A 14,316-nucleotide genomic window follows, 5' to 3' on the forward strand; every position below is an offset into this window, starting at 1 on the left:
TCCTCGCCCCCCGGGACACTCAGTCCTCATGAGCACCCTCGCCAGCATCGTCAAGGCCTCGAGGCCCGTCTCCTGGATCAACACCGCCTTCCCGTTCGCCGCCGGCTACCTCATGGTGACCCGCGAGATCGATGCGGTGCTGGTCGTCGGCACGCTGTTCTTCCTGATCCCCTACAACCTGCTGATGTACGGGATCAACGACGTCTTCGACTACGAGTCCGACCTGGCCAACCCGCGCAAGGGCGGCATCGAGGGCGACGTGATCCGCGACCGCGAGCGCGCGCGGTCCGTCCACCGCGCCATCCTGTGGGCGTGCGCCGTCACGGTGCTCCCGCCGATGGTGTGGCTCCTGCTCCAGGGCGGCGTCGCGGCAGCCGTCACCCTGGTGCTGGTGGTCTTCGGCGTGATCGCGTACTCGGCCCCCGGGCTGCGGTTCAAGGAGAAGCCGTTCCTCGACTCCCTCACCTCGGCGCTGCACTTCTGCGGGCCGCTGCTCTACGCGCTGGTGATCGCGGGCGCGAGCCTGACCGCGCCCGACACCTGGCCCATCTGGGTGGCGTTCATCCTGTGGGGCATGGCCAGCCACGCCTTCGGCGCGGTGCAGGACGTGCGCGCGGACCGCGAGGGCGGCATCGGCTCGGTCGCCACGGTCATCGGTGCCCGCGCGACGGTGTGGTTCGCGCTCGCCCTGTACGCCGCATCGTCCCTGTTGCTGCTCCTGCTGCCGTGGCCCGGGACGCTCGCGGCCGTGCTGCCCCTCGCCTACGTGGCGTCCGTGGCGCGCTTCACGCGCGTCACCGACGCCACCTGCGAGGACGCGAACCGCGGCTGGCGCACCTTCCTCTGGCTCAACCAGCCCGTGGGCTTCGCGGTGACGATGCTGCTGATCGTCGCGTGGAACGGCTGGCTCTAGCCCGCGAGGCTACGTGCGGATGAGCGGGCTCAGCCCCGCCGACCGCCCCTCCGGGTCCGGCATCCCGCACACCTCGAGCCAGTTGGCTAGCAGGCGGTGGCCGCCCTCGGTGAGCACCGACTCCGGGTGGAACTGCACCCCGTGCAGCGGCAGCTCCCTGTGCTGCAGGCCCATGATGATGCCGTTGGCGGTGGTCGCGGTGACCGCGAGCTCGTCGGGCACGGTCGGGTTCTCGACGGCGAGCGAGTGGTACCGCGTGGCGGTGAACGGTGACGGCAGGCCGTCCATCACCGAGGCGTCCTCGTGCGTCACCAGCGAGGTCTTGCCGTGCATGAGCTCCGGGGCGTGCGACACGACCCCCCCGAACACCTCGGCGAGCGCCTGATGGCCCAGGCAGATCCCGAGCATCGGGATCCCCGCCGCCGCGCACTCGCGGATCACGTCCATCGAGGAGCCCGCCTCGGCCGGCGTGCCCGGGCCGGGGGAGATGAGGACCCCGTCGTAGGAGGCGACGTCGCCGGCGTCCGCCACCGCATCGTTCCTCACGACCACGGTCTCCGCGCCCATCTGGCGCAGGTAGCCCACGATCGTGTAGACGAACGAGTCGTAGTTGTCGACCACCAGGATCCTGGTCATGGTCCGGCCTCCACATTCTGATCCTGGATGTCGAACGTGACGGACACCCAGGGGAACACCCATTGGAACAGGGCGGCCACGAGGGCCGCGATCAGCAGCATCAGCATCAGCACCCGCACCCACGCGGGACCGGGCATGACGCGCCAGAGCCAGGGGAAGATCACGGCTGCTCCACCTCCTCGACGATCTCCGGAGGGACGGCGTCGCCCACCGGCGCCCAGTACTCGAGCTCGCCGTGCACGATGTAGCGCTCCGCCGCCGAGTACATCGGGTGGCAGGTGGTGAGCGTGATGTAGCGTCCGTCGGCCTCGCCGCCGATCACGTACGGGTTCGGTGCGATCACCTCCACCTGCGTGGGCAGCACGATCAGGTGATCGGTGACGCGGTACACGTACCAGGTGTCCTCGGTCTGGATGACGAGCGCGTCGCCCTCCTGCAGCTCAGCGATGCGGTTGAACGGCTTGCCGTAGGTGGTGCGGTGCGCGGAGACGGCGAAGTTGCCGAACGCGCCCGGCATCCCCGTGTCCTCGTAGTGCCCGATCCCGAGCACGTCGAGGATCTCGCGGCGCGTGGTGCCCTCGGAGATCGGCTTCACGTAGTCGGTGCCCCAGCGCGGCACGTACATGGTCGCGAAGGTGGTGCCGAACTCGGGCTCCTCCATCACGGGCGCGGTCTCCGCGGACAGCATCTGGCCGGGTCCCAGCACCTCGGGCCCCTCCTCGGGCGCGCTGGTGGCCGCCGTGATCGGGCTGCTGTCCGGCGTGTACGCCCAGTCGAGCCCGTCGAGGACCTCCTGCTGCTCCCGGTCCGCGATCACGTCCGTGTAGAACAGCTGCCACACGACGTAGAGGCCGATCACCGCGCCCGCGATGATCAGGAGCTCGCCTACCAGGGCGAGCGTGTGGTCGAACGCGCGCGAGCCCCGTCGCCGCGGGGACGCGGGCGGGGACGATGCGGGGGCCTCGGTCGACATGGTGGGTCCAGCGTACGGGAGGGCCGCCGGGCCGGGAATCCCGATCCCGGCCGCCACTCGGTACCCTTGAGGGCAGACATCGACGCCCGCACCGGCGGGCCCGCAGTGCAACGGAGTGAAAGTGGCCGTCTCGAAGAAGCGCGACACCAAGGCGTACAAGGTCCCCCGCAACCTGGGCAAGCCCAAGTCGGACAACCCCAAGTGGCTGCTGCCGGTCGCGCTGACGGCGCTGGCGCTGGGCCCGGTGTGGATCGTCGTCTACTACGTGTCCAAGGCGCAGTACCCCATCCCCGGCATCTACGACTGGAACCTCGGCGTGGGCTTCGTGTTCATGGCCACGGGCATGGTGCTGCTGACCCGCTGGAAGTAGGAATCACACCCGTGTAGTTCTCCACAGGGTCATCCCCAGCGGTGGAGAAGTACACGGGTGTAGTTCTCCACCGCTGTGCACAACGGTGGGGATAACTACACCGGTGTCATTCACACCTGTGGAGCACGGTGGGGACGATGCTGCGGCGGGCCATCGCGCCCGAGCCGCACCCGCATCGTCCGACCGCTTCAGCCACGCCCCTTCCGCGCGAAATGGCGGATCGGTGCCCAAAACTGATCGGTTTCGGGCACTGATCCGCCATTTCGGGGGAAGTGCGGGCGCGCGGGAGGTGCGGGGGCGCGGCGGGACGATGCGGGGCGCAGGGGCCGCGCCCGGCGGTCAGCGCGAGCGCGCCGGCTTGCGCTCGACCCAGCGCAGCATCGCCAGCATCGTGAGCGCGCCGCCGACGGCTCCGCCGAGGTGGCCTTCCCACGAGATGCCGGGCACCACGAACCCGAGCACCAGCCACAGGCCGGCGGTGGTGATGAGCGAGCGGTAGTCCAGCCTCAGCTTGAACAGCACCACCGCGTAGCCGGCGATGAGGCCGAAGATCGCGCCCGAGGCGCCACCATGGATCCCGCCGCCCGAGATCAGCATCACGGATGCGGAGCCGCCGATCATCGACGCGAAGTACAGCCCCGCATACCGGAGCCGGCCCATCAGCGGCTCGAGCTGGGTGCCGAACTGGAACAGCACCAGCATGTTCATGCCCAGGTGCAGGAGCCCGAAGTGCAGGAAGCCCGAGCTGATCCACCGGTACCACTCGTCGCCGCCGCCCAGGATGAACTCCTGGTAGACGGTGGGATTGGGGATCAGCGCCCAGTCGACGCGCCACTGCCCGGTACCCAGCACGTAGGTCCCGTACAGGTAGGCGATCACGTTGAGCGCGATGAGCCCGTACGTCACGTACGGCGTGCCGAACTGGGACGTGAAGCCGAGTCGGTTCACCAGCGGTCGCGCCTGCGCCTTGGCCTCCTGCACGCAGTCGACGCACTGGATCCCGACCGAGGCCGGGCGCTGGCACTCGGGGCACGTCGGCCGTCCGCAGCGCTGGCAGCGCACGTAGGAGACGCGGTCCGGGTGCCGCGGGCAGATGGGCGCCGCGGCCCCGGGCTGCTGCGTCATGCGGTGCTTACTCCGCGATGGTGATGCCGGTGATCATGACGTCCTCGAGGGGACGATCCCGGCCGTCGGTCGCGGCGGTCGCGATCGCGTCGACCACGGCCTTGGAGGCGTCGTCGGCCACCTTGCCGAAGATGGTGTGCTTGCCGTTGAGCCACGCCGGCTTGTCCACCGTGATGAAGAACTGCGACCCGTTGGTGCCCGCGGGCTGACCGGTGATGGGGTTGCGGCGCTGACCGGCGTTGGCCATCGCGAGCAGGTAGGGCTCGCTGAAGGTCAGCTCGGGGTGGATCTCGTCGTCGAAGGTGTAGCCCGGGCCGCCGGTGCCGGTGCCGAGCGGGCAGCCGCCCTGGATCATGAAGCCCTCGATGACACGGTGGAACACCAGGCCGTCGTAGAACGGGTCGTTCGACGCCTCGCCGGTCTGCGGGTTCTTCCACTGCTTCTCGCCGGTGGCGAGGCCCACGAAGTTCTTGACGGTCGCGGGGGCGTGGTTCGGGTACAGCTCGATGGCGATGTCGCCTGCGGTGGTCTGGAGAGTTGCGATCATGGGCGCCATTGTTTCACGACCCTCGCCAGCAGGGGGGATGTGGTGGCACGATGGATGGAAGGTTGGACGTCGTTCACGCGTTGTTCAGCATTACCAGGCTTGTCCCCACCGACGATGAGGAGCGCAGCATGAAGAAGAACCCGGCCGAGAGCTTCGACGCGGACAAGGCGCGCGAGCAGGCTGCCGAGGCGGCGAAGGCGGCGCGGGAGGCGGCCAAGGAGGCCTCCATCGCGGCACGCAAGGCGGCGAAGCGCGCGAAGGAGTGGGCCGAGCCGCAGGTCGAGAACGCGAAGGACTGGGCCGGTCCGCGCTACGAGCAGGCCAAGGCGTGGGCGGGCCCGCAGTATGAGCACGCGAAGGAGTGGGCCGCGCCGCGCGTCGACGCCGCGTACCACGCCGGTGCGCGCAAGGTGAGGCCGTACGCCCACAAGGCGGGCGACAAGGCCTCGGAGTGGACGGACGTCGCGCACGCCGCGATCGTCGGCGCCGCCATCCCTGCCGTGCTCGCCGCGATCGACGAGGCCGCCAAGGACAAGGAGAAGAAGTCGGGCGGGTGGGGCAAGGTGCTCATCCCGATCGCGCTGGCCGCCGCCGCAGGCGCCGCCGTGGTCGTGTGGGCGCGTCGCGACCCGGGCCGCGACACCTGGGCCGGCGAGGACGAGGAGTGGCAGTTCGCGGGCGAGGACGACCTGAAGGACCAGGTCCGTCGCAACGTGAACAAGGCCGTCGACGCCGCCGCCGACGCCGCGCGCAAGGCGGCCGACGCCGCGACCGCCGCGACCGCGGCGCTGTCCGAGAAGGCCGGTCCGACCGTGGACAAGGTCCGCGAGGCCGCCGGTCCCGCCGCCGAGGCGATCAAGGACACCGTGGTCGACGAGGCGAAGAAGGTCGCCGAGGTCGCCGGTCCCGCGCTGACCAAGGTGAAGGACACCGCGGTGACCGAGGCCAAGAAGGTCAAGGACGCCGCCGACGAGGCCCGCGCCCGCGCGACCGACGAGGTGGTCTCCACCATCGACGACGCCGAGGACGTGTGGGAGGACGAGGGCGGCACCGGTGACGACGGCCTCACCGCCGTCGAGCGCAAGTCCTCCAAGAAGTAGCGTCCCGAGGACGCCTACGCGAGAGGGGCCCCGCCTGAAGGCGGGGCCCCTCTCGCGTTCGCCGGCGGGTCGCCGCGATGAGCTTCAGCGCGCCGGCGTGGTGACCACGAGCACGGCGGAGGCGTCGCCGCCCAGGGCGAGGTACCCGTGCGGGGCGTCGCTCACCCACTCGAGCACGTCGCCGGGACCCGCCTCGCCCTCCTCGCCGTCGCGCCCTGCCCGGATCCTGCCGCGGGTGACCAGCAGCACCTCGGTGACTCCCGCCCCGTGCGCACCCGAGGCGTGCGGCTGCCCCGCGCGCAGGTCGAGCCGGTAGGTCTCGACGGTGCCGAGCGCATCCGCGGTGACGTCGAGCAGCAGCGCCGCGATCCCCGGCGACTCGACCATCGCGCCGCGCTGCTGCGCGAGCAGGGCGGCGAGCGGGAGCCCGAGCGCGCCCGCGAGCGCGTACAGGGTGGCGAGGGTGGGGTTGCGCACGCCGTTTTCGATCTCGGACAGCGAGCCCTTGCCGATCGCGGCCTCCGCGGCCAGAGTCCCGAGCGACAGCCCTCGCTCCACGCGCGCCTCGCGCACCCGTGCGCCGACCACCGCGGCGAACGCCTCCGAGTCCATGCGTCGAGCCTAACGCGACGGTTCTGTTTGCAGAACAATCGGGCTAAGGTTCCGTTCATGGAACATGGGGATGCGCAGGCGATCGCGGTGGGCGGGGTCACCGCCCTCGTCGGGTTCACGTCGTCGGTGGCCGTGGTCATCGCGGGGCTCGGAGCGTCCGGGGCGACCCCGGCGCAGGCCTCCTCGGGCATCGCCGCGCTCTGCCTCACGGTGGGGGTCGGCACGATGCTCCTCGCCTGGCGCCACCGGACGCCGCTGACGCTCGCGTGGTCGACCCCGGGCGCGGCGCTGCTCGCCACCCAGGGCGCGCCGAGCTGGCCCGAGGCCGTGGCCGCCTTCGCGCTCACCGGCGTGCTGATCCTCGCCACGGGCGTCTGGGCCCGGCTCGGACGCCTCGTGGCCGCGATCCCGGTGTCGCTCGCGCAGGCCATGCTCGCCGGCGTGCTGGTGCCGCTGTGCCTCGCCCCCGTGATGGAGCTCGCCGCCGCGCCGGCGGTGATCGCGCCGGTGGTGATCCTGTGGCTGGTCCTGCAGCGCTGGGCTCCCCGCTGGTCGACCCCGGCGGCCTTCGCACTCGCGCTGGCGATCATCGTCGCCCTGGCGCGATCCGATCTCACCGGCGCCCTCACCCTGCCCCGCCTCGCGCTGGCCTCCCCCTCACCCACCTGGGCCGCGGTCGGCCTCGCGGTGCCGCTCGCGGTGGTGACGATGGCGTCCCAGAACGTGCCGGGCGTCGCCGTCCTGAAGGGCGCGGGCTACCGCGTGCCCTGGAGGGGGACGATGCTCGTCACCGGTGCCGCCACCGTCGCCGGTGCCGCGGCGGGCGGCCATGCGGTGAACCTCGCCGCGATCACCGCCGCCCTGCCCGCCTCGCCCGAGGCGCACTCGGACCCCCGGCGGCGCTGGATCGCCGCCGCCTCCGCCGGAGCGGCCTACGTGCTGCTGGCCGGCGCGGGCGCCACGCTGGTCGCGTTGGCGGACGCGGGCCCCGAGGGCCTGCTCCCCGCCGTCGCGGGGCTCGCCCTGCTCCCGACCCTCGCGTCCTCGCTCGCGGGAGCCTTCCACGAGGCGGCCGGCCGCACGCCTGCGGCCGCGACCTTCGCCATGGCGGCGAGCGGCGTCGCGATCGGCGGGATCGGCGCGGCGTTCTGGGCGCTGGTCGTCGGGCTGGCGACCCGATGGTGGCTCGGCCGGCGGCGCCAGGGACGTGAGGCTTGACCTTGCCGTGGACTGGAATGTCTACTCTCGTGTCATGGAGATCATGACCCACGTTCCCGGCACCATCGTCGAGCTCGCCGTCAGCGGGATGACCTGCACCGGCTGCTCCTCCTCGATCGAGCAGGCGCTCACGGCGCTGCCCGGCGTCCGCTCCGCCTCGGTCGACCACACCACCGGCCGCGCCGTGGTGCTGCTCGTGGGTGGCGTGTCCGCGGAGGACTTCGCCTTCGACGCCGACGCGGCGATCCACGACGCGGGCTACACCCTCGAGAGTGCGGCCGCCCGTCCGGAGCGCGCCGGCGGCGGCGGCTGCGGAGGCGGCGGCGCGTGCGGCTGCGGCGGCGCCGAGGCCAAGGCCCCCGAGCCGGTCCAGGCGGTCGCGTCCGAGGGTGACGGCTGCTGCGGGGGCGGCGGCTGCTGCTGACCGCCGCGGGCAGCCTCCCGAGGCCCGCTACGCGGGCGGGGTGAGCAGCGCGACCGCGACCACGCCGCCGGTGACCCCGCCGGCGCCGGCCTCGAAGCGCACCTCGATCCCCTCCGCCGGGACGTCCACCTCGTACACCGCCTCGGTGACGTCACCGTAGAGCGGGAGCGCCCGCATGCCGGTCGTGGCCGGGGTCGCGACCCTGCCGCCCAGCCGGACCACCGCATCGTCCGATCCCACGGGCACGCCCGCGAGGGTGCGGATCCGCACCAGGTGCGGGCCCGCGACCTTCGGCTTCACCACATAGGAGAACCAGTCCTCCGCGAGCCGCCAGCTGCGCGCGTTGGTCCATGCGATGCGCGAGGCCTGCGACGCGTAGGCGTGGTCCATTTCGGACTGCTGCTCGCCCGGTGCGACCACGTCGACCAGGTCGGCGTCCTCGAGCTCGTCGGCGTCGAGCTCGGCGAGCCGGTCGCGCACCTCGGACGCGGTCGCACCGACCGGCCAGTAGACGGTGCAGCGCTCGTCGTGGATCGCGTTGTAGGGCTCGAGGTCGAGGCTGACCTGCTCGGGAGCCTCGCCGTCGAGCCGCCAGGCTGACAGCGTGGCCGTCGCCCCCTCGGCCGCCGGGGTGAACGCCGCGGTCGGGTCGGCGTCCAGCACCGCCGGGGTGAGGGTCATGCGGCGCTTGGTTCCCAGCGCGATGTGAGGCGCGTCCGGGGCGGCCGCGACCTGGCCCTCCAGCGCATCGTCGCCGTCGCGGTGGGCGAGCACGAACGGCCCGTAGCGGAAGGACGCCCAGGGCGAGCCGTCGGGGAGGCGCTCGGCCGTCACCACCGGGCGCAGGGTGAGCACGATCCTCGACGTCCCCTCCCAGCGTCCGCCGAGCGCGACCTCGCGGTCGCCGCGCGCGACGGGATGCGCCTCGCCGTCGACCGTCACCTCGGCCCCGTCCGACCAGTCGGGGACCCGCAGGCGGACCACGCGGTCGTGCGGGGTCTCGGCCGTGATGTCGACCTCGACCCGCCAGGAGCGGGCGAGGTCCGCGCGGACCTCGATCGCGATGCCGTCCCAGTCGAGCCGCGCCGGCTCGTAGATCTCCACGCGCGGGCTGTCGCCGTCGCGGGAGAACAGGAACCGGTCGTAGCGCGAGTGGCCCTCGAGCCCGCTGCCCACGCAGCACCACATGGACGCGCCGTGGCGCGAATACACGCGGTAGTGCGCCGGCCGCAGCGGGGAGAAGTAGACGAACCCGCCGTGGCCGGGGTGCTGCGCGGTGAGGGCATGGTTGACGATCGCACGCTCGGCGAAGTCCACCAGCGCCGGCTCGTCCGACTCCTGCCGCAGCAGGTCGGTCAGCTGCAGCATCCCGAAGGTGTTGCAGGACTCGGGACCGAGCGGGTCGAGCACCATCGCGCGGAAGTCCGCCTTCGGGTGGAAGTGCTCGCGCACGCCGTGGCCGCCGATCGAGACCGTGCGGTCGTTGACCACCTCGTCCCAGAACACCCGCGCGGCACCCCTCAGGTCCGGCGCGCCGGAGCGCGCGTACCCGACCACCTTGGGGACCTGCGTGTTGGCGTGCAGCCCGTCGAGGCGGTCCTCGCCCGCCAGCAGGGGATCGAGCAGCAGGCGATGCGACCAGCGCCGGCCCTCGGCCTCCAGGTCCTCGCGGCCGGTCAGCGCGGCGAGGCGGAAGAACGCATCGTTCATGCCGCCGAACTCGGCGGTGAGGATCGCCTCGATCTGCGCGTCGGTCAGGTGCGCGGCGATGCCCATCCACCAGTCGGCCCACGCGAGGGCCATCTCGAGCGCATCGTCCTGCCCGGCGGCCTCGAACGCGTCGATCAGCCCGTTGAGGACCTTGTGGAGGTTGTACATGGGCACCCAGCGGCCGTTGAGCGCGAACGGCTCCGCCTCGATCGTGCCGCCGCGCAGCTCCTCGCCCAGCGCGACGCCGCGCGGCACGCCTCCCAGGTAGCCGGTGCCCACCGCGTCCTGGCACTGCTGCAGCCCGTCGAGCATGGCGCGCAGGTTCGCCAGGATGTCCGCGCGGCCGGTCGCGGCGTAGAGGTGCGAGAGGGCGGAGACGTAGTGCCCGCCGATGTGCCCGTCGAGGCCGCGGGACTCCCAGTCGCCGTAGGGCTCGGCGACCGCGGGCAGCCCGGCCTCCCGGCGGTAGGGCGCGAGCAGCCGGTCGGGGTCGTGGGCGAGTGCCGTGGCGACGGAACGCTCGAGGGCGGCGAGCAGCGGTCCGCCGGTCAGCGCGATGGCCCCGGCGGGGAATCCGCGGGCCGGGGTCACGACAGTTCTACAACGTTGGAGAGACGTCATGCTCCGATGGTAGCCGCCGCGGCGCGCGGGCGTCACGGCCCGATCGCGCCCTGGTGGCGGCCGGGTGCCCGCGCGGGCCGGCTCTCGAGCACTCAGGCGCCACCACCGGGGTGGCGCCGGCCGGGACTGCGAAAGGCCCCCGCCGGCACGGCGAGGGCCCTCGAATGGTGGAGCCTGCGGGACTCGAACCCGCAACCCCCTGCTTGCAAAGCAGGTGCGCTACCAATTGCGCCAAGGCCCCGCGGTCAGGAACCGGGGTGATCACCGGACCGGGTACTGGACATCGTCCCATAGGTCGCGGTTGGAGTTCTCGGTGATCAACGCGTAGGCCACCGCGCCTGCCACGACGGCGGCTGCGAGAAGCACGATCTTCCTCATCGGATCACCTCGGTGGGCCCAGGAGGACTTGAACCTCCGACCTCTTCGTTATCAGCGAAGCGCTCTAACCGCCTGAGCTATGGGCCCCTCGCGGCGTCACCGCCGCGGCGCACAACTGTACCGCACCCCGAGCACGACTCAAAATCGCGCCCGGACGGCAGATCAGTCGTCCGTCAGGGTGACGTAGACGCCGCCCACGACGGACGAGACCACGTTGTAGAGGAACGCGCCGATCGCCGTCAGCGCGGTCAGCAGCACGACGTTCACCACGGCCACGAGCGTGGTCGCGCTCATCACCTTGTTGAACTCCATGAACTGCATGATGTTGATCTCCTGCTCGGTGGTGAAGAGCTTCACCACCCAGTCGTTGACCAGCGCGAAGGTGCCCATCGAGTTGAGCACGTTCCAGATCACGAACACCGAGACGACCAGCATGATGCCCGCCGCGATCGACAGCAGGAAGCCGAGCTTGAGCGCGGACCACGGGTCCACGCGCGACAGCAGCACGCGCGCCTTGCGGGGGCCGCCCTTGCTCGACGGCGTCGCCAGGTCGTCGCCGGCCTTGAAGCTCTCGGCCGCGCGCCCCGCGAGCCCCTTGATCTTCGCGGTGCCCGCGCCGAGCGCCGCGCCGGCGCCCGCGGCGACCCCGGGGTGGGTCTGCTGCGGGGACGATGCGGGGGCCACCGGCTGCGGGGACGATGCCGGGGTGAAGGCCGTGCCGGCCGGCGGGTACGCGGGGGTCGCCTGCGGGGCCGAGACCGGGGCCTGGCCGGAGACGGGCGCCTGGCCCGACACCGGGGTCTGGGTCGACGTGGGCACGGCGCCCGAGGTCGGCCGGAACGCGGTGCGCTGCGGGATCGACCCGGTGGTGGGGGCCGCGGCGGGCGACGAGACCGGCGCCTGCTGGGAGACCGGCGCCTGCTGGGACGCGGGGGCCTGCGCGGGCTGCTCCGTGCTGGTCGGCACCTGCTGGCTCACCGGCATGAAGGGGGAGCGTGCGGGCGTGCGCTGCTCGCCGGACTCGCCCGAGCGGGGCGTGTACAGACCCTTGCTCGCCGGGTTGGTGCGGTCGTCCGCGTTCATGAAGGCTCCCTGCTTCCTCCGCGCAGGCGCACGGATGATCAGGGTCAAGCGTAACGGAGCGCGCACATGCGGTCACCCGGGTCGCATGCACGGCACCTCCCGCAGGTCGGGCCCTCGCACTAGCGTGGTCGCATGACCGTCGACGCGCCGTCCGAGACCGCCGAGTCCCCCGTCCGCACCGCGCTCGCCGTCCTGCGGCGCATCCCCGGGACGCTCGCCGTCACCGGGATCGTGCTCGTCGTCGGAGCGCTCACCGGCGCGCTGTGGTCCTCCGCGCTCGAGTCCGGCCTGGTGGACCGCTGGGGCTGGGGCCTGGACGCGTTCGCCGAGGGCCAGTGGTACACCGTGCTGGTCGGCGCGGCGATCTCCCCCGAGCCCTGGATGTACGCGCTCATCCTCGCGACGTTCTGCGTCGGTGGCGGCTTCCTCGAGTACCGCTACGGCACGCTGCGCATGCTCGCGGCGGTGCTGGGCACCCATCTCGCCGCCGTGCTCGTGGTCGCGTTGATGTTCCTGATCCTCGAGCAGACCTCGCTCGACTGGGCGCAGGAGCTCGCCCGCGTGCGCGACGTCGGGCTCAGCAACGGCGGCTTCGGCGCCGTGGGCGCCATGACCGCGGGTATGCCGCTGCTGTGGCGGCGGCGCGTGCGCCTCATCGGCTCGCTCTACTGCGTCGCGATGATCCTCTACGCGGCGGAGATCTGGGACTTCACGCACGCGGCGGCCTTCTGGATCGGGATCCTGGCGGGCCCGTGGGTGGTCGGGCGCGCGCGGGAGCAGTTCGACTGGCGCTTCGGCCCGCAGGAGGTGCGGGACACCGCGGCGGTGCTGGTCGCCTTCGGCGCGCTTCACCAGCTGCTGATCCGCCTGTGGCCGGGGGAGGGCGGCATCCTGCGGTTCGGCGAGAACGCCGACGACCCGGCGCTGTCCACGCTCGCGCTCGTCGCCGCCTCCGTCCTGTCGCTCACCTTCGCCTACGCGCTGCACAACGGCCGGCGAGGAGCCTGGTGGTACGTCACCGTCGTCTCGGTGATCACCGCGCTGGCCGGGCCGTTCGCCGCCTCGAACCCGTCCGACTGGCTCGACATCGCGCTCGACGTGGTGCTCCTGGTGCTGCTGATCGGGTGGCGCCGCCACTTCCGCGTCACGGGCGACCGTCGCGGCAAGCTGCGGGTGTGGAAGCGCGGGCTCGTCACCCTCGCGGCGCTCATGACGTTCACGGTGGCCGCGATCATGGCGCTGAGCCACCAGATCACGCCGCAGCCGGACATCGGCGACGCGCTGGCCGAGGCGATCGTCCGCATCTTCGGCGGCACCACCGGCCTCGAGGGCGAGACGACCGCCGCGAAGGCGATCCTCGGGGGCATCGGCATCGTCTGGTTCATCGCCTTCGCGATCTTCGTCGCCGCGTTGCTGCTCACGTCGCGCCGACACGAGACCGACGGCTCGACCCGCGACCGCTTCATCGAGCTGCAGCGGACCACCACCGGCATGACCTCGATCGGCTACATGGCGCGCTGGGAGGGGATCGACCACTGGATCTCGGACGACGGCACCGCCGGGTTCGGGTTCAAGCAGGTGGGCAACACCGTGATCGTGCTGTCCGACCCCGCCGGCCACCCCGACGACCTCCGCCGCAACTACGCCGGGTTCGCCGAGTTCTGCCGCTCCCGCGGCTGGCGGCTCGGCTACTTCGCCGTGTCCGAGCGCGCCCGCTCCGAGCTGTCGGAGCAGGGCTGGAAGTCGCTCCAGGTGGCCGAGGACACCGTGGTGCGCCTGCCGGACCTCGCGTTCACCGGCAAGAAGTGGCAGGACGTGCGCTCCGCGATCAACCGCGCCAAGCGCGAGGGCGTGACCATGCGCGTGGTCCGCTACGCCGAGGCGCCCCGCGGGCTCAAGGACCAGATGGAGGCGATCTCCGCACAGTGGGCCGGCGACAAGTCGCTGCCGGAGATGGGCTTCACGCTCGGCGACCTGCCCCAGGCGGACGACCCGAACGTCGAGATGCACCTCGCGGTCGACGAGGACGGCACCGTCCACGGCATGACCAGCTGGATGCCGGTCTACCGGGAGGGCTTCGTGGTCGGCTGGACCATCGACATCATGAAGCGCCGCCTCGACGACGGCGTGATGAGCGGGGTCATGGAGTTCCTCATCGCGGAGAGCGCCGTCCAGTACAAGGAGGCCGGCTACGAGTTCATCTCGCTCTCCGCCGCGCCGCTGTCCTACTCGGGCGAGGTCGACAACTCGGTCGAGAAGCTCCTCGACATCCTCGCGGACAAGATGGAGCCGTACTACGGCTTCACCTCGCTCGAGCGCTTCAAGGCCAAGTTCAAGCCGGAGCACCGGCCGCTGTACCTCGCCTACCAGGACGAGGTCGGGCTGCCCGGCATCGCGCTCGGCATCCTGCGGGCCTACCTCCCGGACGCCACCGCGGCGGACCTGGTGAAGGCGGCGGTCAGCCGCCCGGACTGAGCGAGACCCGCCCGGCCCCGGCCCGCCCGACCCCGCATCGTCCGGCCCAGCCCAACCCAACCCAGCACCTGCCGGGACGCTCAGTACTGCCCAGGCCCGCGCATCGTCCGCCCCGGGACGGTCAGTACTGC

Annotated in this window: 14 protein-coding genes and 2 tRNA genes; 6 read left to right on the forward strand and 10 right to left on the reverse strand. The window is 72.1% G+C overall.

Annotated elements, in window-relative coordinates:
• Window positions 1-28 precede the first annotated feature (28 nt).
• Complete coding sequence (locus tag QQX10_RS05850) at window positions 29-913, forward strand: prenyltransferase (protein WP_301119027.1); 885 nt, start codon at window positions 29-31, stop codon at window positions 911-913.
• A 9-nt stretch (window positions 914-922) separates the two neighbouring features.
• Here the strand turns inward: QQX10_RS05850 and QQX10_RS05855 are convergent, their stop codons facing one another.
• From QQX10_RS05855 to QQX10_RS05865, 3 genes are read right to left on the reverse strand one after another with little or no spacing between them, the layout of a single operon-like run.
• Window positions 923-1,549, reverse strand: a complete 627-nt coding sequence (locus tag QQX10_RS05855; RefSeq protein WP_301119028.1) for an aminodeoxychorismate/anthranilate synthase component II — start codon at window positions 1,547-1,549, stop codon at window positions 923-925.
• Entirely contained in the window at window positions 1,546-1,713 is a 168-nt protein-coding gene (locus QQX10_RS05860; RefSeq protein ID WP_301119372.1) for a hypothetical protein, read from the reverse strand. The genes QQX10_RS05855 and QQX10_RS05860 overlap by 4 nt, the downstream gene beginning before the upstream one ends.
• Window positions 1,710-2,522, reverse strand: a complete 813-nt coding sequence (locus QQX10_RS05865; RefSeq protein ID WP_301119029.1) for a class E sortase — start codon at window positions 2,520-2,522, stop codon at window positions 1,710-1,712. The genes QQX10_RS05860 and QQX10_RS05865 overlap by 4 nt, the downstream gene beginning before the upstream one ends.
• Before the next feature lie 121 nt (window positions 2,523-2,643).
• Here QQX10_RS05865 and QQX10_RS05870 point away from each other — a divergent pair, with 121 nt between their 5' ends.
• Window positions 2,644-2,892, forward strand: a complete 249-nt coding sequence (locus tag QQX10_RS05870) for a cell division protein CrgA (protein WP_301119030.1) — start codon at window positions 2,644-2,646, stop codon at window positions 2,890-2,892.
• A 339-nt stretch (window positions 2,893-3,231) separates the two neighbouring features.
• Here QQX10_RS05870 and QQX10_RS05875 read toward each other — a convergent pair whose 3' ends face one another.
• Window positions 3,232-4,017: a rhomboid family intramembrane serine protease gene (locus tag QQX10_RS05875; protein ID WP_301119031.1), complete on the reverse strand. Its 786-nt coding sequence runs from the start codon at window positions 4,015-4,017 to the stop codon at window positions 3,232-3,234.
• 7 nt (window positions 4,018-4,024) lie between these two features.
• Window positions 4,025-4,564 (reverse strand): peptidylprolyl isomerase, encoded by a 540-nt coding sequence (locus QQX10_RS05880; RefSeq protein WP_301119032.1) that lies wholly within the window; start codon window positions 4,562-4,564, stop codon window positions 4,025-4,027.
• 128 nt (window positions 4,565-4,692) lie between these two features.
• Here QQX10_RS05880 and QQX10_RS05885 point away from each other — a divergent pair, with 128 nt between their 5' ends.
• On the forward strand, window positions 4,693-5,664 hold the full coding sequence (locus tag QQX10_RS05885; RefSeq protein ID WP_301119033.1) for a hypothetical protein: 972 nt from the start codon (window positions 4,693-4,695) through the stop codon (window positions 5,662-5,664).
• A gap of 84 nt (window positions 5,665-5,748) precedes the next feature.
• Here the strand turns inward: QQX10_RS05885 and QQX10_RS05890 are convergent, their stop codons facing one another.
• Window positions 5,749-6,276 carry a helix-turn-helix domain-containing protein gene (locus QQX10_RS05890; RefSeq protein ID WP_301119034.1) on the reverse strand — a complete coding sequence of 176 codons (528 nt, stop codon included), beginning with the start codon at window positions 6,274-6,276 and terminating at the stop codon, window positions 5,749-5,751.
• Window positions 6,277-6,333: 57 nt separating this feature from the next.
• Here QQX10_RS05890 and QQX10_RS05895 point away from each other — a divergent pair, with 57 nt between their 5' ends.
• The gene (locus tag QQX10_RS05895) at window positions 6,334-7,494 is read left to right on the forward strand and encodes a benzoate/H(+) symporter BenE family transporter (protein WP_301119035.1); all 1,161 of its coding nucleotides are present in this window, start codon (window positions 6,334-6,336) and stop codon (window positions 7,492-7,494) included.
• A gap of 34 nt (window positions 7,495-7,528) precedes the next feature.
• Window positions 7,529-7,918 (forward strand): heavy-metal-associated domain-containing protein, encoded by a 390-nt coding sequence (locus QQX10_RS05900; RefSeq protein ID WP_301119036.1) that lies wholly within the window; start codon window positions 7,529-7,531, stop codon window positions 7,916-7,918.
• A 27-nt stretch (window positions 7,919-7,945) separates the two neighbouring features.
• On the opposite strand, the gene QQX10_RS05905 is transcribed toward QQX10_RS05900, so the two are convergent.
• From QQX10_RS05905 to QQX10_RS05920, 4 genes are all read right to left on the reverse strand, one after another.
• Window positions 7,946-10,249 (reverse strand): beta-L-arabinofuranosidase domain-containing protein, encoded by a 2,304-nt coding sequence (locus QQX10_RS05905; protein ID WP_301119037.1) that lies wholly within the window; start codon window positions 10,247-10,249, stop codon window positions 7,946-7,948.
• A gap of 165 nt (window positions 10,250-10,414) precedes the next feature.
• Window positions 10,415-10,490, reverse strand: a tRNA-Ala gene (locus QQX10_RS05910).
• A 150-nt stretch (window positions 10,491-10,640) separates the two neighbouring features.
• Window positions 10,641-10,714, reverse strand: a tRNA-Ile gene (locus QQX10_RS05915).
• A gap of 75 nt (window positions 10,715-10,789) precedes the next feature.
• The gene (locus QQX10_RS05920; RefSeq protein ID WP_301119038.1) at window positions 10,790-11,710 is read right to left on the reverse strand and encodes a DUF3566 domain-containing protein; all 921 of its coding nucleotides are present in this window, start codon (window positions 11,708-11,710) and stop codon (window positions 10,790-10,792) included.
• A gap of 132 nt (window positions 11,711-11,842) precedes the next feature.
• Here QQX10_RS05920 and QQX10_RS05925 point away from each other — a divergent pair, with 132 nt between their 5' ends.
• Window positions 11,843-14,185 carry a DUF2156 domain-containing protein gene (locus QQX10_RS05925; protein ID WP_301119039.1) on the forward strand — a complete coding sequence of 781 codons (2,343 nt, stop codon included), beginning with the start codon at window positions 11,843-11,845 and terminating at the stop codon, window positions 14,183-14,185.
• Window positions 14,186-14,316 lie beyond the last annotated feature (131 nt).

Source organism: Demequina lignilytica (assembly GCF_030418305.1).
Classification (GTDB): domain Bacteria; phylum Actinomycetota; class Actinomycetes; order Actinomycetales; family Demequinaceae; genus Demequina; species Demequina lignilytica.

Coding starts and splice junctions, on each gene's coding strand:
- QQX10_RS05895 (WP_301119035.1), top strand. CDS start 6,334: ATGGAACATGGGGATGCGCAGGCGATCGCGGTGGGCGGGGTCACCGCC.
- QQX10_RS05885 (WP_301119033.1), top strand. CDS start 4,693: ATGAAGAAGAACCCGGCCGAGAGCTTCGACGCGGACAAGGCGCGCGAG.
- QQX10_RS05880 (WP_301119032.1), bottom strand. CDS start 4,564: ATGATCGCAACTCTCCAGACCACCGCAGGCGACATCGCCATCGAGCTG.
- QQX10_RS05900 (WP_301119036.1), top strand. CDS start 7,529: ATGGAGATCATGACCCACGTTCCCGGCACCATCGTCGAGCTCGCCGTC.
- QQX10_RS05920 (WP_301119038.1), bottom strand. CDS start 11,710: ATGAACGCGGACGACCGCACCAACCCGGCGAGCAAGGGTCTGTACACG.
- QQX10_RS05855 (WP_301119028.1), bottom strand. CDS start 1,549: ATGACCAGGATCCTGGTGGTCGACAACTACGACTCGTTCGTCTACACG.
- QQX10_RS05925 (WP_301119039.1), top strand. CDS start 11,843: ATGACCGTCGACGCGCCGTCCGAGACCGCCGAGTCCCCCGTCCGCACC.
- QQX10_RS05890 (WP_301119034.1), bottom strand. CDS start 6,276: ATGGACTCGGAGGCGTTCGCCGCGGTGGTCGGCGCACGGGTGCGCGAG.
- QQX10_RS05865 (WP_301119029.1), bottom strand. CDS start 2,522: ATGTCGACCGAGGCCCCCGCATCGTCCCCGCCCGCGTCCCCGCGGCGA.
- QQX10_RS05905 (WP_301119037.1), bottom strand. CDS start 10,249: ATGACGTCTCTCCAACGTTGTAGAACTGTCGTGACCCCGGCCCGCGGA.
- QQX10_RS05850 (WP_301119027.1), top strand. CDS start 29: ATGAGCACCCTCGCCAGCATCGTCAAGGCCTCGAGGCCCGTCTCCTGG.
- QQX10_RS05875 (WP_301119031.1), bottom strand. CDS start 4,017: ATGACGCAGCAGCCCGGGGCCGCGGCGCCCATCTGCCCGCGGCACCCG.